Below are 26,861 nucleotides of genomic sequence, written 5' to 3' on the forward strand. Positions count from 1 at the left end.
GCTCTTCACCGGAGGTCCGCCCGCGCCCCGCAGGGGCCGTTCGTCAGGCCTTGACGTACGTCTTGTAGATGATCGTCGCCGAGAACTGCGGGTCCATCATGGCGCCGCCGACCTTGGAGCCGTACAGGTAGAAGCGGCGCTGGAAGGTCTCCGGGATGACCGGGACGACCTCGTCCATGATCCGCTTGTCCAGCGCGGCCCAGGCGGCACCGGCCGCCTTCTGGTCGTCGACGACGACGTTCTTCTTGATGGCCGCGTCGATCCAGTCGACCTTGACCTGGGAGACGTTGTTCTGGCCGTTGCCGATGTTGGCGCTGTCGAACAGCGGCTGGATCATCGTGTAGGCGGTCGGCCAGTCCGGGGACCAGCCGAACCACATGACGTCGAAGCTGTTGTCGACCTGCTGGATCTGGTCGTAGTACGAGGTCGAGTCGACGGGCTTGATGACCGGCGTGAAGCCCGCGGCCTTGAGCGCGTTCTCGATGACGACGGCCGTCTTGTCGTAGGTGGGGCTCTGCGGGTAGGTGTAGACGATCTTCTGGCCGACCTTGCCGGCCTTCTTGAGGATCGCCTTGGCCGCCGCGGCGTCACCCTTGGGCGTCTTCAGCTTGCCGTAGAAGTCGAACTCCTTGCGGCCCAGGATGTCGGGGCTGAGGATCGTGGTCGCGTAGTCGCCCGCGGACGGTCCGCCGTAGATCTTGCGGATCTGCTCCAGCGGCCACGCGGTGTTGAGCGCCTTGCGCACCTCGACGTCCGTGATGCGCTTGCAGTTGATCGCGTAGTAGTACGTGCCGGTGAGCAGGCCGTTGAAGGTCCGCTTCTTCAGGTCGGGGTCGGTGAGCACCTTCTGCATGCGCTCGGCGGGCACGGACTTGTAGATGGAGATCATCTGCTGGTCCTTGCCCTGGTCCGCGATGAAGCGGTCCGCGGACTCCAGCGAGGTGGGGCCGAACTCGAACTCGAAGGTGTCCGGGTAGGCGTTGCGGATCGGGTCCGTCGCCGGGTCCCAGTGCTTGTTGCGCGTCAGCGTCATCGACTTGTCGATGGTGCGGTGCTTGACGATGTACGGACCGCAGGAGGCGGGCTGCTTGTCGTACTTCTCCTTGGTGTCCAGCTTCACCGAGGTGGCCGCGTAGCAGCTCATGGCCAGGGTGAAGTTGAAGTCCGGGCGGGCCTCGGCCAGCTTGAAGGTGATCGTCTTCTTGGCCTTGTCGATGACGAGCGAGTCCAGGTGCTTGCCCTTGTACGGACCCTCGTAGCCCTTGCGCCAGTCACCCTTGCCGGTGAGCGCCTGCTGCACGTAGGCGGCGCCCTCGGTGATGAACGGTGCCCAGGCCCGCTCGATGCCGTGCCGGACGTCCTCGACGGTCAGCTCGCTGCCGTCCTGCCACTTGAGCCCGTCCTTCAGCGTGAAGGTCCAGGACTTGTTGTCGGCGGACGCCGTGCCGACGTCGGTGGCCAGGTCGCCGACGAGGGTCATCCCGCCCTTGTCGTCGACCTTGTAGCCGGTGAGGCCGCGCGCGAACAGCGCGGCGCCGCTGGAGTTGAACGCGAAGTAGATGCGCTGCGGGTCGAGGTGGGAGAAGTCGTCCTCGGAGATGCCGTAGATCGTCCCGCCCTTCTTGGCGCCGGCGATCTCGGCGGCGGGACCCTTCGAGTCCTCCGCGGTACCGATCTTGACGGTCGCGCCGGTGTACTCGGTCGCGCCGGCGTTCGGCGAGCCCTTGCCACCGCCGCCGCCCGAGTCGCCACTGCTGCACGCGGAGAGGACGAGCGAGCCGCCCGCCGCGACGGATGTGGCGATGACGAAGTTTCTGCGGGAGAGAGACATGGCAACCTGCCCTGGTCGGTGAAGAGGGAAGAGGGTCGAATGATCCGGCGGAGCCCCGTCGCTCCGGTCCGGGGGCGGAACTGTCAGCGCTTGGTCTTCGGGTCGAGAGCGTCCCGGACCGAGTCGCCGAGGAGGTTGAACGCGAGGACGAAGACCACCATCGAGATTCCGGGGAAGAGCATGAAGGTGATGTCGTCCTGGTAGACGTCGGCGCCGCGTTGGAGCATCACGCCCCAGTCGGGTGTCTTCGCCGTCAGTCCGACCCCGAGGAACGCGAGTCCGGCTTCGGCGCTCACGAACATGGGGAGAGCGAGGGTCGCCTGGATCAGGATCGGCGTCCACAGGTTGGGCAGCAGTTCCTTGAAGATGATCCGTGCGGGTGAGGCGCCGGTCACCTTCGCGGCCTCGACGAACTCCCTTTCGCGCAGGGCGAGTACCTCGCCGCGCAGCAGGCGGGCGATGGACGCCCAGCCGAAGGCCGTCATGACCAGGATCAGGCTCGTGACGGTGAGCCAGACCGGGGTGGCGTCCTCGGGGGAGACCAGGATCGAGATGAGCACCGGCCAGAACGCGATGAAGAACAGCGTCGAGGGGAAGGCCAGCAGGATGTCGATGACCCGGCCGATGAAGTAGTCGGTCTTCCCGCCCAGGTAGCCGGCGGTCACGCCGATCACGATGCCGAGGACGGTCACCAGGAGCGTCGTCACGCCCGCGATGAACAGCGAGTTGCGGATGCCGTAGGTGAGGAACGTGAAGAGGTCACGGCCCAGTTGCGGCTCGATGCCGAACCAGAAGTCGCCGCTGATACCGCCGTTGGGCTTGATGGGAAAGCCGAAGTCGTTGAGCAGGCCGTCCTGGTTCTGCCCGTAAGTGGTGTACGGGTCCTTGCCGTAGACCTTGGAGATCAGCGGCGCGCAGATGGCGACCAGGAAGAAGAAGATGACCACATAGGCCGAAATGACCCCGGACCGGTCGCGTTTGAAGCGCCGCCAGGCCAGCTTGCCCGGAGAGCGCCCGTCACCGCCCTTCAGTGCCGTGGGTTCCGGCGTCTTCTGCGGATCCGCGTTGGCCGGTTCAAGAGAGGCTGCCGCGTTCGAGGTGGGAATCGTCATGGTGCTCCTGGCCCGGAGGGTCGAAGGACTCCGCAGGGCACACCTACGGGCTACCCGGACTTTTTCAACGCAATTCATGCAGGGTCAATGAATGTCGGACCGCCTTGAGCTGCTCTTTGGAAGCTTGACTTATACATGACCAATGGCAGAGTGTGCCATTACCTTCCCTTTACCTTTTCCAGGGGAAATTCCTGGGCGAACCGTCGGGAATCCGGCAATGAGTCCGATATACGGGCGGTCATGTCTCGGAATCCGTGCATCCGGTCGGGCCGCCCCTGGGTCGATGCGCGTTCGTTGTGTTGCCGTTACCGCTTCGCCGCTTGTCAGGCCGGGGTCGTGGCTCTCGCGCGCTTGGCATGCACCGGCCAAAAGTGTCCGCTCGGCACTCACTCCCGCCGTCCGGGTGACTTCCGGAGTGCCCGGATGGCGGGGGTAAATATGCGTAAGGACCGGTCTGCGGTGATATTTGACCTGACGTAAGACGAGCACTACGAGGAGGCACTCCATGCGCGGAGCCACACAGGCGAAGTGGGCAGCATGCGCGGTCGCCGTCGCCCTGGCGGCGACCGCCTGCGGCGGCGGGGGCGACAGCGGTGGCGGCGGTGGTGGTGCCAATGGGGTGGTGAGTTCCTCGTGGGGTGACCCGCAGAACCCGCTGGAGCCCGCCAACACCAACGAGGTGCAGGGTGGCAAGGTCCTCGACATGGTCTTCCGGGGTCTCAAGCGGTACAACCCCAAGACCGGCGCCGCCGAGGACATGCTGGCGGAGAAGATCGCCACGACCGACTCGAAGACCTTCGACATCACCGTCAAGGACGGCTGGACGTTCTCCAACGGCGAGAAGGTCACCGCCAAGTCCTTCGTGGACGCGTGGAACTACGGCGCGAGCCTCAAGAACAACCAGAAGAACGCCTACTTCTTCGGCCAGATCGACGGCTACGACAAGGTGCACCCGGACTCCGGTGCCCAGGCCGCCGGGACGATGTCCGGGCTGAAGGTCACCGGTGCCAGGACGTTCACCGTCAAGCTCAACCAGAAGTTCTCGCTGTGGCCGGAAACGCTGGGCTACGCGGCGTTCGCCCCGCTGCCGAAGATCTTCTTCGACGACCATGCCGCCTACCTGAAGAAGCCGGTCGGCAACGGGCCCTACACCATCAAGTCGTACACCAAGGGCTCGCAGATGTCCCTGCGCAAGTGGGACAAGTACCCCGGGTCCGACAAGGCGCAGAACGGTGGCATCGACCTCAAGGTCTACACCGACAACAACACCGCCTACACCGACCTGGTGGCCGGCAACCTCGACCTGGTGGACGACGTCCCCGCCGCGCAGCTCAAGAACGTCAAGGCGGACCTCGGCGACCGCTACATCAACACCCCGGCGGGCATCATCCAGACCCTGGCCTTCCCGTTCTACGACAAGGCGTGGGACAAGGCGGACAGCGACAAGGTCCGCAAGGGCCTCTCCATGGCCATCAACCGCAAGCAGATCACCGAGACGATCTTCAACAAGACGCGGACTCCCGCCACGGACTGGACCTCCCCGGTGCTGGGTGACGCGGGCGGATACCAGGCCGGCTTCTGCGGCAGCCTGTGCGACTACAACCCCGCGGAGGCCAAGAAGCTCGTCTCCCAGGGCGGCGGCATCCCCGGCGGCCAGGTCAAGATCGGCTACAACGCCGACACGGGCAGCCACAAGGACTGGGTGGACGCGGTCTGCAACAGCATCAACAACGCGCTCGGCAACGACAAGGCCTGCGTGGGCAGCCCGACGGGCACCTTCGCGGACTTCCGCAACAAGATCACGCAGAAGAAGATGACCGGCCCCTTCCGCGCGGGCTGGCAGATGGACTACCCGCTCATCCAGAACTTCCTGCAGCCGCTCTACTACACCAACGCCTCTTCCAACGACGGGAAGTGGACGGACAAGAAGTTCGACGACCTGGTCAACAAGGCCAACGCCGAGTCCGACAAGGCCAAGGCGGTCAAGACCTTCAAGGACGCCGAAGCGGTGGTCCGGGACAACATGGCGGCCATTCCCCTCTGGTACCAGAACGGCAGCGCCGGCTACTCCACGAACGTCTCGAACGTCGCGCTGAACCCGTTCAGCGTGCCGGTCTACAGCGAGATCAAGGTCAAGTGACCCGGTAGCGGTCCTCCCGGCCCGGCACCCCGTGAGGGCGTGCCGGGCCGCGGTGCGTTCCGCCGGTCCCTGGGCCCGTCACACGGTTGGCCCCTTCCGGTGCGTCCGTGTTCCCGTGAGGGTGCACAGAAGGTGCTATTTCGTGTGAAATGGGATGTTATTTGGTTCACGGCAACAGGGAGGTGACCGCGTGATGCGACCGTTCATCAGGTCCCGATCCACCGCGGAGCGAGCGCCGGCCGGAGTCCACTGCCCGATCGATGCGCGGAGGGTGACATGGGGCGTTATGTGATCCGTCGTCTGCTCCAGATGATTCCGGTCTTCATCGGAGCAACGCTGCTGCTCTTCCTGATGGTCAACGTGATGGGCGACCCGATCGCGGGCCTCTGCGGCGACCGGCAGTGCGACCCGACGACGGCCGCCCAGCTGCAGAAGGAATTCGGCCTGGACAAGCCCGTCTGGCAGCAATACCTGACCTACATGGGCAATGTGTTCACCGGTGACTTCGGTACCGCCTTCAACGGACAGAAGGTCACCGAGCTGATGGCGTCCGCCTATCCGGTCACCCTGCGGCTGACCATCGTCGCGATCCTGTTCGAGATCATCGTGGGCGTCACGCTCGGCGTCATCAGCGGACTCCGGCGGGGCCGCGTCGTCGACAACTCGGTCCTGGTCGCGACGCTCGTCGTGATCGCCATCCCCACCTTCGTCACCGGCTACGTACTCCAGTACCTGCTCGGGGTGAAATGGTCCGTCATCTCCCCGACGGTCTCCTCGGAAGCGCCGTTCGACGAGCTCATCCTGCCCGGCCTGGTGCTCGCGTCGGTCTCCCTGGCCTACGTCACACGCCTCACCCGGACGTCGATCGCGGAGAACTCCCGCGCCGACTACGTCCGCACGGCCGTGGCGAAGGGACTGCCCAGGCGCCGCGTCATCGTGCGCCACCTGCTGCGCAACTCGCTGATCCCGGTCGTCACCTTCATCGGTACGGACATCGGCGCGCTGATGGGCGGTGCGATCGTCACCGAGCGCATCTTCAACATCCATGGCGTCGGATACCAGATCTACCAGGGCATCCTGCGGCAGAACACCCAGACCGTGGTCGGCTTCGCGACCATCCTGGTGCTGGTCTTCCTCATCGCGAATCTGGTCGTCGACCTCCTGTACTCCGTACTCGACCCGAGGATCCGTTATGCCTGAACCTCAGCCCGAGCCCCAGAACGCGATCGCCGGGACCGGTGCCGGCGGAGCGGCGGACCTGGCCATGAGCGAGGGCACCACCCTGGAGGGCACACCGGAGGGCCCGGAGGGCGGCGCGCCCAGGGAACGGGCCGGGAGCCTGTGGGCCGACGCCTGGCGCGACCTGCGGCGCAACCCCGTCTTCATCGCCTCGGCCCTGATCATCGTCTTCCTGGTCATCATCTCGATCTGGCCCTCGCTCATCGCGTCCGGCAACCCGCTCAAATGCGACCTGGCCAAGGCCCAGCAGGGCTCCCAGCCGGGCCACCCCATGGGGTTCAACGCGCAGGGCTGCGACGTCTACACCCGGGTCGTCTACGGGGCGCGGGCCTCCGTCACCGTCGGCGTCTGCGCCACGCTCGGCGTGGCCCTGCTCGGCGGACTGCTCGGCGGACTCGCGGGCTTCTTCGGCGGGGCCTGGGACGCCATCCTCTCGCGCGTCACGGACATCTTCTTCGCCATCCCCGTGGTGCTCGGCGGTCTGGTCCTGCTCTCCGTGGTCACCAGCAACACCGTCTGGCCGGTCATCGGCTTCATGGTCCTGCTCGGCTGGCCGCAGATCTCCAGGATCGCCCGCGGCGCGGTGATCACCGCCAAGCAGCACGACTACGTCCAGGCGGCGCGGGCCCTCGGAGCGTCCAACTCGCGCATGCTGCTGCGGCACGTCGCCCCCAACGCGGTCGCGCCCGTCATCGTGGTCGCCACCATCGCGCTGGGCACGTACATCGCGCTGGAGGCGACGCTCTCCTACCTCGGCGTCGGACTGAAGCCCCCCACGGTCAGCTGGGGCATCGACATCTCGTCCGCCTCGCAGAACATCCGCAACGCCCCGCACATGCTCCTCTGGCCGGCCGGCGCGCTGGCGGTCACCGTGCTCGCGTTCATCATGCTCGGCGACGCGGTGCGCGACGCCCTCGATCCCAAGCTGCGCTGAGGAGTCCGCTGCCATGTTGCTCGAAGTGCGCGATCTGCACGTGGAGTTCCACACCCGGGACGGGGTCGCCAAGGCCGTCAACGGGGTCAACTACTCGGTGTCCGAGGGTGAGACGCTCGCCGTGCTCGGTGAGTCCGGCTCCGGCAAGTCGGTCACCGCACAGGCGATCATGGGCATCCTCGACATGCCGCCGGGGAAGATCAGCGGCGGCGAGATCCTCTTCAAGGACCGCGACCTGCTCAAACTGAAGAAGGAGGAGCGCCGGAAGATCCGCGGCCAGGAGATGGCCATGATCTTCCAGGACGCGCTCTCCTCCCTCAACCCCGTGCTGACGGTGGGGGAGCAGCTCGGCGAGATGTTCGTGGTGCACCGGGGGGCGTCCCGCAAGGACGCGAAGGCCAAGGCCGTCGAGCTGATGGACCGGGTGCGCATCCCGGCCGCCAAGGAACGCGTCGGCAACTACCCGCACCAGTTCTCCGGCGGTATGCGCCAGCGCATCATGATCGCGATGGCGCTGGCCCTGGAGCCCTCGCTGATCATCGCGGACGAGCCCACCACCGCGCTCGACGTCACCGTCCAGGCCCAGGTGATGGACCTGCTCGCGGAGCTCCAGCGCGAACTGAACATGGGCCTGATCCTGATCACCCACGACCTGGGCGTTGTCGCGGACGTCGCGGACAAGATCGCCGTGATGTACGCGGGCCGGATCGTCGAGACCTCGCCCGTCCACGACATCTACCAGGCACCCGCGCACCCCTACACCCAGGGCCTGCTCCGCTCGATCCCGCGCCTGGACCAGAAGGGCCGGGAGCTCTACGCGATCAAGGGGCTGCCGCCCAACCTGCTGCACATCCCGCCCGGCTGCGCCTTCAACCCGCGCTGCCCGATGGCCCAGGACGTCTGCCGCACCGACGTACCGCCGCTGTTCGACGTGGCCGAGAACCGTCAGAGCGCCTGCTACTTCTGGAAGGAGACGCTCGATGCACGCTGATCACTCGGGGCGCAGGGAAGCGCGCCAGGAGGGCGAGGTGGCACGCGCCCTGCTGGCCAAGTCACGCGAGACGAGCGCCCAGGCGGGCAAGGAGCCGATCCTGGAGGTGCGCGACCTCGTCAAGCACTACCCGCTCACCCGGGGCATCGTGATCAAGAAGCAGATCGGGGCGGTCAAGGCGGTCGACGGGGTCTCCTTCGACCTGGCGGCCGGCGAGACGCTCGGCATCGTGGGCGAGTCCGGCTGCGGGAAGTCGACCGTCGCCCGGCTGCTCGTGCACCTGGAGGACCCGACGGCCGGAGTGATCCGGTACAAGGGCGAGGACATCACCAAGCTGTCCGGCCGCGCGCTGAAGGCGGTGCGCCGCAACATCCAGATGGTGTTCCAGGACCCGTACACCTCGCTGAACCCGCGGATGACGGTGGGCGACATCATCGGGGAGCCGTACGAGATCCACCCCGAGGTGGCTCCCAAGGGCGACCGCCGGCGCAAGGTCCAGGACCTGCTCGACGTCGTCGGTCTCAACCCGGAGTACATCAACCGCTATCCGCACCAGTTCTCCGGCGGCCAGCGCCAGCGCATCGGCATCGCCCGCGGCCTCGCGCTCAACCCCGAGATCATCGTGGCGGACGAACCGGTCTCGGCCCTCGACGTGTCCGTCCAGGCGCAGGTCGTCAACCTGCTGGACCGGCTCCAGTCGGAGTTCAACCTGAGCTACGTGTTCATCGCCCACGACCTGTCGATCGTGCGTCACATCTCCGACCGGGTCGGCGTGATGTACCTGGGCCGGTTCGCGGAGATCGGCACCGACGAGGAGATCTACGAGCACCCCACGCACCCGTACACCCAGGCACTGCTGTCGGCCGTGCCGGTGCCGGACCCGATGGCGCGCGAGTACCGCGAGCGGATCATCCTGCACGGCGACGTGCCCTCGCCCGCCAACCCGCCCTCCGGCTGCCGCTTCCGCACCCGCTGCTGGAAGGCGCAGGAGCGGTGCGAGCTGGAGGTGCCGCTGCTGGCCGTCCCGGCGGTCTTCCGGCTGACGGACACCCCGGCCCGGCACGATTCGGCCTGTCACTTCGCGGAGGAGAAGCGCGTGGTGCCGCCGGAGGGCACGCTGGACGCGACACCGGGGGAGGGCGGTCCCGGTCCGGACGTGGAACAGGTGGACAAGGAGGCCCGCAGGCCCCCGGCCTCGTCCCCGCAACCGCCGGTCCCGCCCGGCGGGGACGGTGCGGACGCCGGGGACGCCGGGGACACCGGGCCTCCGGAGTCCGACGAGGGGCCGCCGCCCTCCGGCAGCAGCCGGGCCGACTGACCCGCACACGCGTTAACGCACGGGCAACTCGCCTGTCGCACGTCCGATATACGGACCCGTCAGCATGGACGACGTACGGCCGTGCGGGTGCCGTGGGCCGGCCGGAGGACGTCAAGTCCCCCGGCCGGCCGCCCGACAGGACCGCGCCGTCACGGCCCTCTTGTCGCGAGGCCGGGCTCGGTGGAGTATCGCCGGTGTGATACTCACGCGGGGAGCAAGAGTCACGGGTTCCGTCCTCTGCGGCGTGCTGGCGGTGATCGTCGCGAGCTGGCTCGTACGGGACATCAGGGCAGTGGAGTTCGACCAGCTGCTGCGGTACTGGGCCGGTTTCCCCGACGCCCGCCCGCACGCGCTGCCCGCGACCACGGCCACGGACGCTGTGCTGCTCGTGGTCTACGTGGTCGCCGCCGTCGCCGCGCTCCGCTCCGCCGTCGCCGCCACCGCGCTCGTCGCCGTCGGAGTGGTCACGATCGCCGTACGGCTGCCAGGACTCTGGAACATCGGCGGCCGCGCGATGGAGTCGTCGTACTCGGACGACCTGCGCACCCGGGCGCTGATCTGCGCCTTCGCCGCCCTCGCGGCGGGCATCGCGCTCCTCATCATCGCCGGGGCGGGGCGGCGTCCGCCGGACGGCTCCCATGAGCAACTGCCCACCCGGCCGGGACCGGGCGCCTCTGTCACCGCGTTCCTGCTGCTGTGCGCGGCCGGCGCGGTGCTGGTCGCCTGGGAGATCCGCCAGGTCGTGAAGTACCCGGAGGTCTTCCCCGACTGGTACGTGGGCGGTGACCGGCTCGTGCACGGGCTGATCGATCCACCCGTGGGCTGGGCGAGCGTACTGACCGCCCTGATCTGCCTGTTCGCGGGGGTGAGCGCGCTCTCCCACGCCGTGCACTCGAGGCCGTTCGGCCTGGTGGCCGCCGCGCTGCTGCTGCCCGGCGGGGCGTCCGGCGTGGCCCTGACCGTGCACTACGAACTGTTCGACCACTTCGGTTCGCTGTCGACCGAGTCCCAGCTCACGATGGCCAGCTGGTTCCTCGAGGCGTTCGTCGCGGTCCTGGTGCTCATCGCGCTGGCCCCCAGGGGCTTTGCGGACGTCCCCGGCCCGTTCGCACCGGGGTACGGCTCCGGATACGGGGAGCCGGGGTACGGGCAGCAGGGATACGGAACACCTGGGTACGGAACACCTGGGTACGGAACACCTGGGTACGGAACACCTGGATACGGCTCCGAGGCGCACCCCGGACCGGACGACGCCGGCCCGAACCAGGGACAGCAGCCGCCCGCCCCGGGACCGGGATACGGATACCCGCAGGGCGGCGGCTTCGGACCGCCCCCGCCGCCCTCCCAGCCGCCGCCGGGCTGGTAGCGGGGAGGGCGTTCCGCGCGGGGCCGGGTGCGGAGGAGTACCTACGGAGGTCCTACGCGGCCGGGCCCGGCGTTCCGGAGGCCCTACGCGGCCGGGTCCGGCAGGGACCGCTTCAGGAAGTCCACCTGGAGCAGCAGCAGGTTCTCGGCCACCTTCTCCTGTCGGGGCATATGGGTCACCCCGCTCAGCGGCAGCACCTCGTGCGGCCGCCCCGCGGCCAGCAGTGCGGAGGAAAGCCGCAGTGTGTGCGCGACCACCACGTTGTCGTCCACCAGCCCGTGGATGATCATCATCGGCCGTGCCTGCTCGGCGGCGTGCGACAGCCCCTCGTCAGTGACCAGCGAGTTGTCCGCGTACACCTGCGGCTGCTTCGCCGGGTCCCCGAGGTAGCGCTCGGTGTAGTGGGTGTCGTAGAGCCGCTGGTCGGTCACCGGGGCGCCGACGATCGCCGCGTGGAAGACGTCGGGCCGCCGCAGCGCCGCCATGCCGGCCAGGAACCCGCCGAACGACCAGCCCCGGATGGCCACCCGGTCCAGATCCAGCGGGAACCGCCCCGCGAGCGCGTGCAGCGCCTCCACCTGGTCGTCGACGGTGAGGGCGATGTTGTTCTTGACCGCCTTCTCCCAGCCGGGGGAGCGGCCCGGGGTGCCCCGGCCGTCCGCGACGACCACGGCGAAACCCTGGTCCGCGAACCACTGCGAGGTGAGATGCGTGTTGTGGGTGGCGACCACCCGGCGGCCGTGCGGCCCGCCGTACGGATCCATCAGAACCGGAAGCGGACCATCCGATTCCTTGTATCCGGTGGGGAGCAGCACGGCGCACGGAATCCGCCGTGCGCCCCCTTCGGTGAACTGCGCCCGGACGGACAGCACCGGCTGCTCCGCGTGGTTCGCCACGGTGGTGATCCGCTTGCCGTCCCGGAGCACCTGGGCGGTCGCTCCCGGCCGGTCCGGGGAGGTGGACACCAGCACCGTCACCCCGCCGGCCCGGACCGCGGTGTGCACGCCCACGCCCTCCGAGACCCGCTCCACGCCCAGCTCGTTGACCCGGTAGACATGGGTCTCGCCGATCTCCGGCGCAGCCGCCGTCTCCCCTGCGGAGGCCGCCACCAGGATGTCCGAGCCGCCGATGTCCAGCACCGACTGGATCTGCAACTGCGCCCCGGTCAGCAGCCGGTCACCGACCGCGAGGACCCGAGCCCCGCCCTCGTCCGCGATCCGGACCAGCCGTCCGTCCGGCGCCCACGCCGGCACCCCCGGGAACAGGTCCAGCCAGTCCGGGTCCTCGTCGACGTGCACGGTCCGGGTCGCGCCGGTCTCCGGGTCCACCGCGAGATGGAGCTGGCTCTGCTGGTCACGGGCCTGCACCAGCAGCAGCGGCGCCCCCGCAGAGGACCAGTGCACCCGAGCCAGATAGGGGAACCGGGCCCGGTCCCACACCACTTCGGTGCGCTGCCCCGCCAGGTCCACGACGAAGAGCCGGACGTCCGCGTTGGGCGTACCGGCCGCCGGATACGCGACCTCGGCGGGCTTGCGCTCCGGATGCACCGGGTCGGAGATCCACCACCGCCGCACCGGGCTGTCGTCGACCCGGGCGACCAGCAGCCGGTCCGACTCGGGCGACCACCAGAAGCCCCGCGAGCGCTGCATCTCCTCGGCCGCGATGAACTCCGCGAGGCCGTAGGAGACCTGTGCGTCCTCCGGCTCCGCGAGCGCCCTGTCCTCCTCGCCCCCGGCCCCCACGACGCGCAGTGCCCCCTTGGACACGTATGCGATGTGTCGTCCGTCCGGGGACGGGCGCGGGTCGATCACCGGGCCGGGCACGGGCAGCGCACGCGCCGTGCCCGCCCGCAGCCGTGCGACGTACACCTTCCCGGAGAGCGCGAACGCCGCCAACTCGGCCGCCGCGTCCAGCGCGTAGCCCACGATCCCCGACGCACCCTCGCGGCTGCGCTCACGCCGGGCCCGCTCCTGCGCCGAGAGCCGCTCCGCCGAATCGCCCAGCAGCACCGCCGGATCGGCCACCACGCGCTCCTGCGGTGCGCCGTCGCCGGTCAGGTCCAGTACCCAGAGCCGGCTCGTGCTGTCGGTGCCGGAGCCCGAACGCAGGAAGATCACCCGCTCACCATCGGGTGACACCGTGAAGGCGCGGGGTGCGCCGAGGGTGAATCGCATCGTCCGGGCCTGCTGGAGCGGAAAGGTGATCTCTGACGAAGTCATGAGCCGAACCTATCGGCCGCCCCCGGCCCGTGCGCCCCTCGTGCTGCTGTGCCCCGATCAATGCCCTGCCACGGATAGTTATGATCCGTAGCGCTCGGTGGGTATGAACCTGCTGGCTCCATGCGTGCTGCCCGTCCCGACCGTACTGATGGAGGTGAACCGCCGTGGCACTCTCGATTTCGGCGGTGGTGCTGCTGGCGATCGTCGTCTTCCTGCTGGTCCGGAAATCCGGACTGAAGGGCGGACATGCGGTGGTCTGCATGCTGCTCGGTTTCTATCTCGCCAGCTCGTCCATCGCGCCCACGATCTCCGAGGTGACGACGAACGTGGCGGGCATGATCGGAGGGCTGAAGTTCTGACAGCGGCAGCCGTCCGCCTGCGAAGGTGCTGCCGAGCCGAGCCGAGCCGTGACGGCGACGAGCCGTGACGGCGGGGCGACCTGTGACGTTGGCGAGCCGCGACGGTGGCGAACTGTGACGGTGCGGGCCGTGACGGTGGCGAGCGTCCGCGGTTTGTCGGCGCCCGGGGTGTGGGCGCCGTCGGCCATCGGAGCCGTCGGCTCGTAGGGTGGTCCCCATGACGGACCTTCCCGCCCGGCGTCTGCTCCTGGTGCACGCGCACCCCGACGACGAGTCGATCAACAACGGCGCCACCATGGCCAGGTACGCCGCCGATGGCGCCCTGGTCACGCTGGTGACCTGCACGCTCGGCGAGGAGGGCGAGGTCATCCCGCCCGCGCTCGCACACCTGGCCGCCGACCGGGACGACTCCCTGGGGCCCTGGCGGCAGCGCGAACTCGTGGCGGCGATGAAGGAGCTGGGGGTCACCGACCACCGCTTCCTCGGCGGCCCCGGCCGGTTCCGCGACTCCGGGATGATGGGCGCGGAGCAGAACGACCGTCCGGGCGCCTTCTGGTCCGCAGACGTGGACGAGGCCGCCGGGTACCTCGTGGAGGTGATCCGCTCGGTCCGCCCCCAGGTCCTGGTCACCTACGACCCCGACGGGGGCTACGGGCACCCCGACCACATCCAGGCGCACCGGGTCGCGACGCGCGCCGCCGAACTGGCAGCGGACCCCGCGTACCGGGCGGACTCCGGCGCCCCGCACAGCATCGCCAAGATCTACTGGAACCGGGTGCCGCGCACCACCGCGGAGGAGGCCTTCGCGAACCTGCGGGCCACCGCCCCCGACACCTTCCCCGGCATCGCCGCGCTCGACGACGTGCCGGGTGTGGTGAACGACACCCTGATCACCACCGAGATCGACGGCACCGCCCACGCGGCGGCCAAGGCCGCGGCGATGCGGGCGCACGCCACCCAGATCGCGCTGAGCGGGTCCTTCTTCGCCCTTTCGAACGATCTTGGCCAGCCTGTTCTCACCACCGAGTACTACGAGTTGGTGTGCGGCACCCCGGGTGCGGCTCCCGGAGCGCGGGAACACGATCTCTTCGCCGGTGTGACGGGGGCGGACCAGTGAGCAGCAGCAGGTCGCGGGCCGCGCGGACCAACGCGCCCCCGAGGGACATTCCGGCCACCGGCCTGGCCGCTCCCCTCGACCCGCGCCGGATCGCCGCCCTGCTGGGCCTCGCGGTGCTCGGCGCGATGGTCGGTATCGCCGGATCCCTCGTCCAACCCGCCTGGTTCCCGGGTGGATTGCTGCTGGCGCTGCTGGCGACCGGCGGACTCTTCTACGGTGGCCGGTGCCTCATGGGTACGCAGCCGGGCGCCCTGGTGCCCGCTGCGGGGTGGCTGATTTCGATCGTCGTTCTGCTGGGTGGCCGCCCGGAAGGGGACTATGTATTCGGTGACGAACTGGGCCTCGTCCTCTTCCTGCTGGGCGGGATGGCCGTCGCTGTGATCTGTGCCACCATGTCGCGGTCACCCCAACCGGGTGCCGACAGCGGCCGACCTGGCAAGTAATGTGCCACGTCCGATCCCGTAATGCCCCCTGTCCGTCCGGGGGGTGCGCAGTCGTTTCCCCCGGTCGCGGGGTGTCTGTCGGCCGCGGCCAGTAAGGTGGTTCGCGCGCCGAGCCGTCCCCTGGCCTGCGGCATGGGGGAAGTACGGGCGGCGGAGCCAATCGGGAGAACCTGCCTTGAGTCGTGAAACTGACAGTTCGTCCTCCGGGCCCCAGGGCCGCGGAGGAGCCGCGTACCCCTCGGGTACGCCGCCGTACGGATCCCGCCAGTATCCGTCGCTGCACCCTTCTCAGGATGCCCCGGAGGAGACCCCGGAGCCTGCGGACCCGCCCCAGCCGGAAGAGCCGAGGACGGAGACGACGCTGACGACGCGGATCCGGATCAACATCCCCGGCTCGCGTCCGATCCCGCCGGTTGTCATGCGTACGCCCATGAGCGACGCGGACGGCGGCCCCGGCAACGAGCGCACCGGCAGCATCCCGCGCCCGGGTCCGGCCGCGTCCAACGGCGCACAGGGGACCCCCGCGGCGCCGGGGTCAGAGCCCGGTGACGAGTCCGGCCCCGCGGCGGAACCCGCCGCGGAGAAGCCGGCCCGGGAGAAGAGCGGCAGCGACTGGTTCGCACCGCGCAAGCCCCCGGCGGCCGCCCCGGCGGACGCCTCCGCGAACGCTTCGACGGGCCGGCCGTCGCCCGGTGGCGGTACGAACGGCGCGGGTTTCTCCGCGACCGGTTCGGGTGGCGGTACGAATGGTGCCGGTTTCTCCGCGACCGGTTCCGGCGGCGGGACGAACGGTGCCGGTTTCTCCGCGACCGGTTCCGGGGACCGGTCGGACGGTCCGGGCGGCGACCCGGGCACCCCGCCCGCAGGCACCCCGCGTGCCGATCTGCCGTACTTCTCGGACGGCCCGCAGCGCGCGGGCGAGCCGGGCGCGCCCGGCTCCGGCGAGTTCGGAGCGGACGGCCCCGGCGGGCCGCGCTCCACGCCGAACCTCGGCATCCGTACGCCGGGCCCGTCCGGGCCCACCACGGGACCGGCCGGCGGCACCTCCCCGCTCACCCCGAACCTCGACGGACCGGGCCCCTTCGCCGGGGCCTTCGCGCCACCGGGCTCCGGACCGGTCGGACCGCAGGCACCCGGTGGCCCCGGGAGTACCGGTGGCCCAGGAGGCGCCGGTGGCGTTCCGCCGCGGATGTCCGACGACACCGCGGTGCTCACCCCGCAGTTCCTGGCCGCCGGTCCCGGCTCCGGCTCGGGTGACAATGTCTCGGGTGACACGCTGACCAGCGGCATCCCCGTCGTACCGGCGGAGCGCCGCACGGCGGGGCCCCAGTCGCCGTTCCAGGGCCCCGATCTCACTCCGCGGATCCCGGACAACCCGATGGGCACCGGACCGGCCGGCCCGGGAGGGTTCGGCGCGGAGGCGCCCGAGCCCGCCGCCCGTACCGCTCCGGAGCCCGCCGCGGCGAAGGCCCCGGCGAAGAAGGGCCGTTCGAAGCTGGTCCTGCTCTGCGTGGCCGCCGTCTGCGTGCTCGGGCTCGCCTACGGTGCCGGGCTGCTGATGAACCACTCCGACGTCCCCAAGGGCACCACCGTCCTCGGCGTCGACATCGGCGGCGGCACCAAGGAGGACGGTGTCGAGAAGCTGGACGCCGCCCTCGGCGAACGGGCCAAGGCCCCGCTCCAGCTGAGTGTGGACGGCAAGAAGACGCAGCTCGCACCGGACAGGGCCGGGCTCTCCCTGGACAGCCAGGCGACCGTGCGCGCCGCGGCGGGCAGCGACTACAACCCGGTCTCGGTCATCGGCTCGCTCTTCGGCGGCAAGCGTGACATCGACCCGGTGATCCCGGTCGACCAGGAGAAGCTCGGCGTCGCGCTGACCGACCTGGCCGGCGCCTCCGGCTCTGCCAGCAACGGCACGATCAAGTTCGTTCCGGGCAAGGCCGTCCCCGTACCCGGCAAGGCGGGCAAGGCGCTCGACGCCAACCAGTCGATGGGCTCGGTGCGCGACGCCTACCGCGCCCAGGTCGAGACGGGCCGCTCTTCCAGCGTCGAGCTGCCCGTCACCACCCGCCGGCCCACCATCAGCCAGGCCGAGCTGGACCGGGCGATGAAGGAGTTCGCGGAGCCCGCGATGTCCGGCCTGATCACCATCAAGGCCGGCCCCAAGGTGATCCAGTTCGGCCCGGACAGGTCGCTGCCGAAGATCCTCTCGATGGTGGCGGTCGACGGCAAGCTCGTCGACCACTACGACAAGAAGGCCATCGACACCCTCTGCGAAGGTGTCTTCGACGGCATCATGATCACCAAGAGCGACGGTTCGAAGCACCAGCTCAGCGCGGACGACGTGGCCTTCGCCATGAAGGGGGCGCTGGTGGGCAAGACCCCCGTCGAGCGCACCGTCACGATCGACCTGAACGGCAACGGCTGACCCAGCCCCGCACCGCGCCACAGACATCGCCCCCGACCGGATCTTCGGCCGGGGGCGATGTCGTCCGCCCGTACGGCCCCCGGCATCCGGCACCGCGCGGCGCCCGTCACGCGTACGGCATGACATCTGTCATCCCGGATTCACGACCCGTGACCCTGCCGCGCGCGTACCCCGCTCGGCCAGGCTGGACCCATGACAACGAAAGCTCCCGAAGCCACCGGGGCGAAGACCGCCGTGGTCAGCTTCGACCAGGTCAGCAAGGCGTACGGCGACGTACGTGCCGTGGACGGGCTCACGCTCGACCTGCACCCCGGCGAGACGGTGGCGCTCCTCGGACCGAACGGCGCGGGCAAGTCCTCCGCGCTCGACCTCCTCCTCGGCCTGCGTACCGCCGACTCCGGTACGGTCCGGCTCTTCGGCACGACCCCCCAGGCGGCCATCGCGGCCGGCCGGGTCGGCGCGATGCTGCAGACCGGCGGCCTGATGGAGGAGGTCACGGTCGGGGAACTGGTCGGACTCGTCTGCGATCTGCACCCCAGGCCCTACCCGGTGGAAGAGGTGCTGGCGCGGGCCGGCATCGCCTCGATCGCCGGGCGCATGGTCAACAAGCTCTCCGGCGGTCAGGAGCAGCGCGTACGGTTCGCGCTCGCCACCGCCGGGGCCAACGACCTGATCGTGCTCGACGAGCCGACCACCGGGATGGACGTCACCTCCCGGAGCGCCTTCTGGGCCACCATGCGCGAGCAGGCCGACCAGGGCCGGACCGTCCTGTTCGCCACCCACTACCTCGAAGAGGCCGACGCCATCGCGGACCGCGTCCTGGTCCTGCACAAGGGCCGGATCCTCGCCGATGGCACCGCTGCCGAGATCAAGGCCAGGGCCGGTGCCCGCCGGATCTCCTTCGAGCTGGAGGGTCCGGTCGACGAAGAGGCCCTGCGCGCCCTGCCGTTCCTCTCCGCACTCGACGTCACCGGTCGCCGGGTCCGTATCCAGTCGCACAACGCCGACGCGACCGTGCACGCCGTCTACGGCCTCGGCCTCTACCCGCGCGAGCTCGAAGTCGCGGGTCTCGGGCTGGAGCAGGCCTTCGTCGCCATCACCGAGGCCGAGGAGGCCAGGACCCGATGAACACGCTGATCAAGCTCGAAGTGACCCGCACCCTGCGGAACAAGAAGTTCATGTTCTTCTCGATCATCTACCCGTCGGTGCTCTACGTGCTGATCTCCAGCACCCAGAACACCACCGACAAGGTGCCGCACACCGATCTGACCCTGCAGTCCTTCTTCATGGTCTCGATGGCCTCCTTCGGCGCGCTGACCGCCGTGCTGATGGGCAACAGCGAGCGCATCGCCAAGGAGCGCGAGAAGGGCTGGGTCCGCCAGCTCCGGCTGACCGCGCTGCCCAGCCGGGGGTACGTCCTGGCCAAGATCGCCAGCGCCGCGATGGTCACCCTGCCCTGCATCGTGGTCGTCTTCCTGGTCGCCGCCTCCGCCAAGCACGTACGGTTCGACCTCTGGCAGTGGCTGGCCCTGACCGGGCTCATCTGGGCGGGTTCGCTCGTCTTCGCCGCTCTCGGGGTCGCCATCGGCTACATCGCCAGCGGTGACGCGGTCCGCCCGATCACCATGATCATCTACTTTGTGCTGTCGATCCTCGGCGGCCTGTGGATGCCGTCCTCGACCTTCCCGCAGTGGATCCAGAACATCTCCGAGTGGCTGCCCACGCACGCGTACGCTGCACTCGGCCAGTCCGTCGAGATGGGCGGCGCGCCGCATGCCAAGGACATCGCCATCCTCTGCGTCTACTTCCTGCTCTTCGCGGGCGGAGCGGCCTGGCTCTACCGTAAGGACACCCTGAAGGCGTGAACGAGGACGACGAGATGTCCATGGGTATCGGACGCCCGCCGGGGAACCGCAAGCAGATAGCGATCAAGAGCCTCTGGATCGGCGTCTGGCTCGCCTTCATGAGCGCTCCGATCAAGGATCTCGCCGACGGCACCCACACCCCGTGGGCGACCGCGCTCGGCACCCTCGGACTGGTGGTCTTCGTCGGCTGCTACCTGCTCCTCGTCTTCCGCCCCTCACCGAGGATGCTCAGCCCGGTACAGGTCCGGATCGCGCTCACCTTCCTGAGCGCCCTCGCGGTCACGCTGTCCCTGACGCTCGGCAGCTCGTGGCTGGTCCTGTTCGTGTACGTCTCGGTCTCCGCGGGGGCCGCGCTGCCCCTGCGGACCGCCCGCTGGCTGATCCCCGCGGCCACCGCCGTGCTCGTCGCCATCGGTCTCACCGGCGGCCACCCCCGCGAGATCATCACGGCGCTGGTCTTCCCGGCGCTGCTCGGCGGATTCTCGATGACGGGCATCCGGCAGATGATCCTCACCACCATCCAGCTCCGCGAGGCCCGCGCCACCGTCGCCCAGCTCGCCGCGAACGAGGAACGGCTGCGGCTCGCCAGGGACCTGCACGACCTGCTCGGCCACTCCCTCTCGCTGATCACCCTCAAGAGCGAACTGGCCGGGCGGATGCTCCCCGACCACCCGGAGCAGGCGGCCGCTCAGGTCGCGGACATCGAACAGGTCAGCCGGCAGGCCCTGGTGGACGTGCGCAGCGCGGTCACCGGCTACCGCCGCCCGACCCTCCCCGGTGAACTGGCCGGTGCCCGGACCGCGCTCGCCGCCGCCGGGATCACCGCCGCCATTCCGGCCGAGCCGCCCGAGGACCTCCCCGAGAAGCCGGAGGAGGTGCTTGCCTGGGCCCTGCGGGAAGCCGTCACCAACGTCGTACGCCACAGCGGTGCCCGCAGCTGCGAGGTGACCCTCGCCCCGCGCCAGACCCTGGACGGGCGGGTCCTCGAACTCACCGTTTCCGACGACGGCCGCGGCGCCTCCGGTACGGCAGTCGGCAACGGCCTCACCGGCATCGCGGAGCGCCTCGCCACCGTCGACGGGACGCTGACCACCCGGGCCACCGACCCCCGTTCCGGGAAGGGCTTCACCATCACCCTCAGCGTGCCGGTCGAATCGGACCTAGGATTCCCGGAATGAGCATGATCAGACTCCTCCTCGCCGAGGACCAGTCAATGGTGCGCGAAGCCCTGGCGGCGCTCCTCGGCCTGGAACCCGACATCGAGGTCGTCGCGCAGGTCGCCCGCGGTGACGAGGTGCTTGCCGCGGCCCGGGAACACCGGGTCGACGTGGCCCTCCTGGACATCGAGATGCCCGGCATGACGGGCATCGAGGCGGCGGCCGAGCTGCACCGCGAACTCCCCGGCGTGAAGGTCGTCGTCGTCACCACCTTCGGCCGGCCCGGCTACCTCCGCCGCGCGATGGAGTCGGGCGCCGACGCGTTCCTGGTGAAGGACGCCCCGGCGTCCCAGCTCGCGGCAGTGGTACGCAAGGTGCTCGCCGGCGAGCGCGTCATCGACCCGACCCTCGCGGCCGCCGCCCTCGCGGACGGGGCCAGCCCGCTGACCGACCGGGAGCGCGAGGTACTGCGCACGGCGGCGGACGGTTCCACCAACGCGGAGATCGCCGCGGTGCTGCACCTGTCCCAGGGCACGGTCCGCAACTACCTCTCCACGGCGATCCAGAAGCTGGCGGCGCGCAACCGTGCGGAGGCGGTCCGGATGGCACGGGAGAAGGGGTGGCTCTGACCGGGGCTCGGCCGGGCGGTAGTTCGGTAGTTCGGCAGCCCGATAGTTCGGCAGCTCGTCCGTGCGGCAGCTCGGTAGCGTGGCGGCCCGGCCGTGCTGTAGCTGTAGCCGTAGCCGTAGCCGTAGCCGCGGACGCGCGCGGGGCCGGGGCCTCACCGGCCAGGTGACACCAGCCCCGCCTCGTACGCGATGATGACCAGCTGGACCCGGTCCCGCGCGTCGAGCTTGGCGAGCAGCCGGGTCAGATAGGTCTTCGCGGTGGCGACACTGATGAACAGCCGCTCCGCGATCTCCGCGTTCGACAGCCCGCTGCCGACCAGCACCAGCACCTCGCGCTCCCGGTCGGTGATCGCGGTGAGTGGCCGCGACGGCGAGGCGGAGGCGGGACGGCCCGCGAATTCCTTGATCAGCCGTCGGGTCACGCTCGGCGCGATCAGGGCATCGCCGGCCGCCACTACCCGGACCGCCGCCAGGATGTCGTCCAGCGCCATGTCCTTGACCAGGAACCCGGCCGCCCCGGCGCGCAGCGCCCCGTAGATGTAGTCGTCGTCGTCGAACGTCGTCAGGACCAGCACATGCGTGCCGCCGCTCCCCGCCGTGATCCGCTCGGTGGCCTCGATGCCGTTGAGCCCCGGCATCCGGATGTCCATCACGACGACGTCCGGGGCCAGTTGTTCGGTCAGGAGCACCGCCTCGTCGCCGGTGCCCGCCTCGCCCGCCACCTCGATGTCCGGGAGGTCGGCGATCACCATGCGCAGGGCGGCCCGGACCAGTGGCTGGTCGTCGGCGAGCAGCACCCGGACCGGGGGCGGGGCCGTCGCGTCCTGGTCGCTCATGCCGCGTACTCCTCGGGTACCGGAAGCCGGGCCGTCACCCGGAAACCGCCCTCCGGACGCGGTGCGGCGGTGAACTCGCCGTGCAGCAGGGCGACCCGCTCCCGCATGCCGATCAGTCCGAACCCGCCGTCCGCGACCTTGCCGAGGCCCCGGCCGCCGTCCGCGACCTCAATGGCGAGCTCCTCGCGGCCGTACTCGACGGACACCCAGCAGGAACCGGTGGCCGCGTGCCGGACCACGTTGGTCACCGACTCCTGGATGATGCGGAACGCCGACAGGTCGATGTCCGGGGGCAACGGCCGCCGCGCGCCCTGCCACCGGACATCGACCCGGACCCCGGCCGCGGTGGTGGCCCTCGCCAGCCGGTCGATGTCCGCGAGCCCCTCCGTGGGGTGCAGCGGCACCGCCTCCCGCCCCGGCTCCTCGGGCGCCGACACGTCCTGCCGCAGCGCACCGAGCATCCGGCGCAGCCCCGACAGCGTCTCCCGGCCGGCCGTCTCCACCGCGTGCATCGCCTCGCGGGCGGCATCCGGCTGGGTGTGCACGACCCGGGCCGCCGCTCCCGCCTGCAGGGCGATGATGCCGACGCTGTGCGCGACCATGTCGTGCATCTCGCGGGCGATGCGCAGCCGTTCCGTTATGACCGCCTGGTCGGCGGCCCGCGCGGCCAGCTTCTCGCCGTGCCGGCGGGTCTCGTACGTCGAGCCGCCCACCAGCCAGGCGACGATCGCGGTCAGCGCGACGACGAGCTCCGCCGACGTACCGACGTGCCACCCGGCCAGCAGCCGGACAGCCAGGAATCCGGCGACGACGCCCAGCGCCATCAGGAGGGCGACGAGACCGGTCCGGCGCGACCGGGAGGCGGTGATGAAGTACAGCGCCACATCGGCGGCCAGGAACTGGGCGAGCGGTATCTCCCCCACGCTCAGCGAGAACGTGGCGGTCGTCGCGGCGCCCAGCACCAGCGCCAGGCCGGTCAGCGGGCGCCGCTCCATCACCAGACAGCCGCCCGCGGCCAGGGCCGTGGCGAGCAGCTGGGTCAGCAGACCGTCCCACCGGTAGAGCAGCATCCCGGGCCGGACGGAAGGCTCGAACTCCCCGGGCAGCCGCACCCGCACGAGGAACGTGAGCAGCACGCCCGTGTACCAGGCCATGCCCACCCACCAACCCGGCGGTACGCGCTTGAGCAGGGGAACGGAGAGTGAGGGGGACATGCGCCGATCGTAACCAGCGCCGCCCCGGCCCGGCATCGGACCACGGTTGTACACCCCTGGCTGACAACCCGCCCCGGCAGGTGTCACCGACGGTCCGATGACGAACGCGGTTGGCGGACGGCACCGTTGGGAGCGTGATCGAAGTCAACGGGCTGACCAAGCGATACGGCGCGGCAACCGCCGTCAAGGACCTCACCTTCACCGTACGGCCGGGCGAAGTCACCGGCTTCCTCGGACCGAACGGGGCCGGCAAGACCACCACCCTGCGCATGCTTCTGGGTCTCGTCGAACCCACCGCCGGAACGGCCACCCTCCGGGGCCGGCCGTTCCGCGACCATCCGCGCGGACTGCGCCACGTCGGCGCCCTGCTCGATGCGGGCGACGTCCACGGCGGCCGCACCGCCCACGCCCATCTCGCCATGCTGGCCCGGAGCAACGCCATCCCGCGCGCCCGGGTGGACGGACTGCTTCAGGAAGTGGGCCTCGCCGGAGCCGCCCGTCGACGCATAGGCGGCTTCTCGCTCGGGATGCGCCAGCGGCTGGGCATCGCCACCGCACTGCTCGGCGACCCGCCGGTCCTGCTCTTCGACGAACCGCTCAACGGCCTCGATCCGGAAGGAGTTCTCTGGGTGCGCGGGCTCTTCCGGCGGCTGGCGGCCGAGGGCCGTACGGTATTTGTCTCCAGCCACCTGATGACCGAGATGGAGCACACCGCCGACCGGCTCGTCGTCATCGGGCGCGGCGAACTCATCGCCGCCGAGAGCCTCTCCGCGTTCGCCGCCCGGGGCACCCGGCTGAGCGTGACCGTGGGCACGCCCGACACCGCCGCCCTCACCCCGCTGCTCACCGCCGAGGGCGCCTCGGTGGAACGGGACGGCGACCGGCTCACGGTGACCGGCCTGACCGCCACCCGGATCGGTGAACTGGCCTTCCGGCACCGCGTGATGCTGCACGAACTCACCACGTCAGGCGCTTCGTTGGAGGAAGCGTTCATGGAGCTCACCGCGGACAGTGTCGACTACCTCGCAGGAGACCCCCGATGACCACGGTGACGACCGCCCCCGCGGGCCACGAGACACACGACGAGCCCCACGCACGTTTCGGTGATCTGCTGGCCGCCGAGTGGCTCAAGACGTGGTCGCTGCGCTCGACCCCCTGGCTGTACGTGGTCACCGCCCTGGCCGTCATCGCGTTCAACGCCGGTACGGCGTACGACCACTACAAGTACTGGTACCAGTACGACGCGCAGAGCCGTACCTCGTTCATCGCCAACGGCATCCCGCTCGTCGACGCCTTCACCGCGAACTCCGCCATGGTGCTGGTCCTGGCCCTGGCCGCGATCGGCGCCGTGTCGATCACCGGCGAGTACGGCACCGGACTGATCCGCACCACGTTCACCGCCGTCCCCGCCAGGCGTTCGGTGATGGCCGCCAAGGCACTCGTCCTCGCGGCGATCACCACTGTCTTCGGCGCACTCGTCGCCGCCGCCTCGTTCGCCTCGACCCAGGCGATCCTCTCCGGCCGCGACGCCTCGGTGCCCCTCGGCCATCCGGATGCCCTACGCGTCATCGTGGCCTCCGCGCTGCTCGCGCCGGTTGCCGCGCTCGCCGGACTGGCGATCGGCTCGGTGATCCGGCATACCGGGGGCTCCATAGTCGGCTGCGTGGTGGTGCTGCTCCTGCTTCCCATAGTCCTGAGCTCCCGCCGCCACCTGACGGCGGTGCTCCAGCACACCCTGCCCTTCAGTGCGTGGGAGCGCTTGACGAGCACGCAGACGCAGCGCTCCAACGAACTCTTCCCGTGGGGGACCGGCGGAGCCTGGGCGGTCTACGCTCTCTGGGCACTGGCGGCAGGCGTACTGACGGTGGTCTCGGTGCACCGCCGGGACCAGTGACTGCGGGACCAGTGACGCCGGGACCAGCGACAGCGGGGAGCCGTCGAGCCCCGTGAAGGCGGCGGACCGGCGGAACCAGTGGTGGCGGGGGATGGACGGGCGGCTGCCGGGCGGCCCACTGTATCCAGTTGTCCAACTCACCTTCCCTGCAAGTTATTTCAGAAACATTCCGGAAACCCTTGCGTCACCTCTTGACGTGTCCATCTCTGGAGCGGCAGGCTCCGAACTCCCCCCACGGTGGCCAGGCGCGTGGCTGCCCACGCCGGGTGCGGGCCCTGCCCGTACCCGCGACCGAAGGAGCCGCAGATGAGTTCCCGCGCCGCTCGCGCGACACTGGCCGGACTGCTCGCAGCCGCCGGTATCACCGCCCTCGCCCCCTGGACCTCCCAGGCGACCCCACCGGGCGAAAGGACCGTCACCGCGACCTTGTTCGAGTGGAAGTACGACGCGGTGGCCCGTGCCTGTACCGACTCGCTCGGTCCGGCCGGCTACGGCTTCGTCGAGGTCTCGCCCGCGTCCGAGCACATCCAGGGCGACCAGTGGTGGACCTCGTACCAGCCCGTCAGTTACAGGATCGCCGGTCGCCTCGGTGACCGCGACGCCTTCACGTCGATGGTGGAGAGCTGCCATTCGGCAGGGGTGAAGGTCGTCGCGGACGCCGTCATCAACCACATGTCGTCCGGCTCCGGCACCGGGACCGGCGGGACGGCGTACACGAAGTACGACTACCCCGGTTTTTTCCAGGACCAGGACTTCCACGCCTGCCGCAAGGACATCAGCAACTACGGAGACCGCGCCGACGTCCAGAACTGCGAACTGGTCGGTCTGGCCGACCTCGACACCGGCAGCGACGCCGTCCGTACGACGATCGCCGGCTACCTCTCCGACCTGCGCGGCATGGGCGTCGACGGCTTCCGCATCGACGCCGCCAAGCACATGGCGGCGGATGACATCGCCGCCATCAAGGGCAAGATGGCCGACCCGGGCTTCTGGGTCACCGAGGTCATCTACGGCGGCGGCGAGGCCGTGCAGCCCGACGAGTACACGGGCGTGGGTGATGTCGACGAGTTCCGCTACGGCGGCCACCTCAAGAGCGCCTTCCAGGGTGGCGGTATCACCGGCCTGAAGGACATAGCCGACGGCAAGCTGCCGAGCGCGAACGCCCGAACGTTCGTCGACAACTGGGACACCGAGCGCAACGGCTCCACGCTGACGTACAAGGACGGCGCGGCCTACACCCTGGCCAACGTCTTCATGCTGGCCTCGCCCTACGGCTCCCCGAACGTCTTCTCCGGCTACGAGTGGTCGGACAAGGACGCCGGCCCGCCCAACGGCGGCGCGGCGGCCTGCGGCAGCGACGGCTGGACCTGCACGCACGCACAGACCGCCATCACCGGCATGGTCGGCTTCCACAACGCCACCGAGGGCGCCCAGCTGACCGACTGGTGGGACAACGGCTCGTCGGCCATCGCCTTCGGCCGCGGTGACAAGGGCTTCGTGGCCATCAACATCGGCGACGACGCCCTCCAGCAGACGTTCACCACCTCGCTGGCCGCGGGCACCTATTGCAACGTGGCCCAGGCCGCCCCGGACGCCTGCGACGGCCACACCGTGGAGGTCGGTGACGACGGCACCGTGACGGCGGCCGTCCCGGCGAAGGGCGCGCTGGCCCTGCATGCCTGAGCCGCTCCTCCGGCACACGCACCGCCGCCCGGCAGGTGTGGGGTCCTGGTGGACCCCGCCTGCCGGGCGGGAACGCTCAGTCGGGC

The 26,861-nt window shown here is 70.0% G+C and carries 22 protein-coding genes; 17 read left to right on the forward strand and 5 right to left on the reverse strand.

Features of this window, described 5'->3' with window-relative positions; genetic code table 11:
• Positions 1-43: 43 nt before the first annotated feature.
• Both OG892_RS26565 and OG892_RS26570 read right to left on the reverse strand, forming a co-directional pair.
• The gene (locus tag OG892_RS26565) at positions 44-1,831 is read right to left on the reverse strand and encodes an ABC transporter substrate-binding protein (protein WP_371630464.1); all 1,788 of its coding nucleotides are present in this window, start codon (positions 1,829-1,831) and stop codon (positions 44-46) included.
• An 83-nt stretch (positions 1,832-1,914) separates the two neighbouring features.
• Positions 1,915-2,943, reverse strand: a complete 1,029-nt coding sequence (locus tag OG892_RS26570; RefSeq protein WP_079193494.1) for an ABC transporter permease — start codon at positions 2,941-2,943, stop codon at positions 1,915-1,917.
• A 505-nt stretch (positions 2,944-3,448) separates the two neighbouring features.
• On the opposite strand from OG892_RS26570, the gene OG892_RS26575 reads away from it, so the two are divergent.
• From OG892_RS26575 to OG892_RS26600, 6 genes are all read left to right on the forward strand, one after another.
• Complete coding sequence (locus OG892_RS26575; protein ID WP_073736635.1) at positions 3,449-5,083, forward strand: ABC transporter substrate-binding protein; 1,635 nt, start codon at positions 3,449-3,451, stop codon at positions 5,081-5,083.
• 276 nt (positions 5,084-5,359) lie between these two features.
• A complete protein-coding gene (locus OG892_RS26580) occupies positions 5,360-6,283 on the forward strand; it encodes an ABC transporter permease (protein ID WP_024493635.1) in 924 nt (307 codons plus the stop codon).
• Positions 6,276-7,256 carry an ABC transporter permease gene (locus tag OG892_RS26585; RefSeq protein ID WP_371630465.1) on the forward strand — a complete coding sequence of 327 codons (981 nt, stop codon included), beginning with the start codon at positions 6,276-6,278 and terminating at the stop codon, positions 7,254-7,256. The genes OG892_RS26580 and OG892_RS26585 overlap by 8 nt, the downstream gene beginning before the upstream one ends.
• A gap of 13 nt (positions 7,257-7,269) precedes the next feature.
• Positions 7,270-8,247, forward strand: a complete 978-nt coding sequence (locus tag OG892_RS26590; RefSeq protein WP_024493633.1) for an ABC transporter ATP-binding protein — start codon at positions 7,270-7,272, stop codon at positions 8,245-8,247.
• The gene (locus OG892_RS26595) at positions 8,237-9,565 is read left to right on the forward strand and encodes an ABC transporter ATP-binding protein (protein WP_371630466.1); all 1,329 of its coding nucleotides are present in this window, start codon (positions 8,237-8,239) and stop codon (positions 9,563-9,565) included. Before OG892_RS26590 ends, OG892_RS26595 begins: the two co-directional genes overlap by 11 nt.
• Before the next feature lie 196 nt (positions 9,566-9,761).
• Positions 9,762-10,931, forward strand: a complete 1,170-nt coding sequence (locus OG892_RS26600) for a hypothetical protein (RefSeq protein WP_371630467.1) — start codon at positions 9,762-9,764, stop codon at positions 10,929-10,931.
• Between the two features lie 83 nt (positions 10,932-11,014).
• Here the strand turns inward: OG892_RS26600 and OG892_RS26605 are convergent, their stop codons facing one another.
• A complete protein-coding gene (locus OG892_RS26605; RefSeq protein ID WP_371631693.1) occupies positions 11,015-13,105 on the reverse strand; it encodes an alpha/beta fold hydrolase in 2,091 nt (696 codons plus the stop codon).
• A 209-nt stretch (positions 13,106-13,314) separates the two neighbouring features.
• On the opposite strand from OG892_RS26605, the gene OG892_RS26610 reads away from it, so the two are divergent.
• The 8 genes from OG892_RS26610 to OG892_RS26645 all read left to right on the forward strand — a co-directional run bounded on the left by OG892_RS26610 (position 13,315) and on the right by OG892_RS26645 (position 21,148).
• Entirely contained in the window at positions 13,315-13,509 is a 195-nt protein-coding gene (locus OG892_RS26610; RefSeq protein WP_073736631.1) for a hypothetical protein, read from the forward strand.
• Between the two features lie 217 nt (positions 13,510-13,726).
• The gene (gene mshB / locus OG892_RS26615; RefSeq protein ID WP_371630468.1) at positions 13,727-14,626 is read left to right on the forward strand and encodes an N-acetyl-1-D-myo-inositol-2-amino-2-deoxy-alpha-D-glucopyranoside deacetylase; all 900 of its coding nucleotides are present in this window, start codon (positions 13,727-13,729) and stop codon (positions 14,624-14,626) included.
• Positions 14,623-15,069 carry a DUF6113 family protein gene (locus OG892_RS26620; protein ID WP_371630469.1) on the forward strand — a complete coding sequence of 149 codons (447 nt, stop codon included), beginning with the start codon at positions 14,623-14,625 and terminating at the stop codon, positions 15,067-15,069. Before mshB ends, OG892_RS26620 begins: the two co-directional genes overlap by 4 nt.
• Positions 15,070-15,499: 430 nt before the next feature.
• Positions 15,500-17,497, forward strand: coding sequence for a hypothetical protein (locus tag OG892_RS26625; RefSeq protein ID WP_371630470.1), 1,998 nt, complete (start codon positions 15,500-15,502; stop codon positions 17,495-17,497).
• Positions 17,498-17,689: 192 nt separating this feature from the next.
• Positions 17,690-18,625 carry an ABC transporter ATP-binding protein gene (locus tag OG892_RS26630; protein WP_073736627.1) on the forward strand — a complete coding sequence of 312 codons (936 nt, stop codon included), beginning with the start codon at positions 17,690-17,692 and terminating at the stop codon, positions 18,623-18,625.
• Entirely contained in the window at positions 18,622-19,362 is a 741-nt protein-coding gene (locus tag OG892_RS26635) for an ABC transporter permease (RefSeq protein ID WP_073736626.1), read from the forward strand. The genes OG892_RS26630 and OG892_RS26635 overlap by 4 nt, the downstream gene beginning before the upstream one ends.
• Positions 19,363-19,376: 14 nt before the next feature.
• The gene (locus OG892_RS26640) at positions 19,377-20,540 is read left to right on the forward strand and encodes a sensor histidine kinase (RefSeq protein ID WP_371631694.1); all 1,164 of its coding nucleotides are present in this window, start codon (positions 19,377-19,379) and stop codon (positions 20,538-20,540) included.
• Entirely contained in the window at positions 20,537-21,148 is a 612-nt protein-coding gene (locus OG892_RS26645; RefSeq protein WP_073736625.1) for a response regulator transcription factor, read from the forward strand. The genes OG892_RS26640 and OG892_RS26645 overlap by 4 nt, the downstream gene beginning before the upstream one ends.
• A gap of 152 nt (positions 21,149-21,300) precedes the next feature.
• Here the strand turns inward: OG892_RS26645 and OG892_RS26650 are convergent, their stop codons facing one another.
• Positions 21,301-21,984, reverse strand: coding sequence for a response regulator transcription factor (locus OG892_RS26650; protein WP_073736624.1), 684 nt, complete (start codon positions 21,982-21,984; stop codon positions 21,301-21,303).
• Positions 21,981-23,198 (reverse strand): sensor histidine kinase, encoded by a 1,218-nt coding sequence (locus tag OG892_RS26655; protein WP_371630471.1) that lies wholly within the window; start codon positions 23,196-23,198, stop codon positions 21,981-21,983. Before OG892_RS26655 ends, OG892_RS26650 begins: the two co-directional genes overlap by 4 nt.
• Positions 23,199-23,332: 134 nt before the next feature.
• On the opposite strand from OG892_RS26655, the gene OG892_RS26660 reads away from it, so the two are divergent.
• The 3 genes from OG892_RS26660 to OG892_RS26670 all read left to right on the forward strand — a co-directional run bounded on the left by OG892_RS26660 (position 23,333) and on the right by OG892_RS26670 (position 26,775).
• Positions 23,333-24,241: an ABC transporter ATP-binding protein gene (locus tag OG892_RS26660; protein ID WP_371630472.1), complete on the forward strand. Its 909-nt coding sequence runs from the start codon at positions 23,333-23,335 to the stop codon at positions 24,239-24,241.
• The gene (locus OG892_RS26665; protein WP_371630473.1) at positions 24,238-25,092 is read left to right on the forward strand and encodes an ABC transporter permease subunit; all 855 of its coding nucleotides are present in this window, start codon (positions 24,238-24,240) and stop codon (positions 25,090-25,092) included. Before OG892_RS26660 ends, OG892_RS26665 begins: the two co-directional genes overlap by 4 nt.
• 306 nt (positions 25,093-25,398) lie before the next feature.
• Positions 25,399-26,775 (forward strand): alpha-amylase family protein, encoded by a 1,377-nt coding sequence (locus tag OG892_RS26670; RefSeq protein ID WP_371630474.1) that lies wholly within the window; start codon positions 25,399-25,401, stop codon positions 26,773-26,775.
• Positions 26,776-26,861: the final 86 nt, after the last annotated feature.

This window comes from Streptomyces sp. NBC_00341 (assembly GCF_041435055.1).
Classification (GTDB): domain Bacteria; phylum Actinomycetota; class Actinomycetes; order Streptomycetales; family Streptomycetaceae; genus Streptomyces.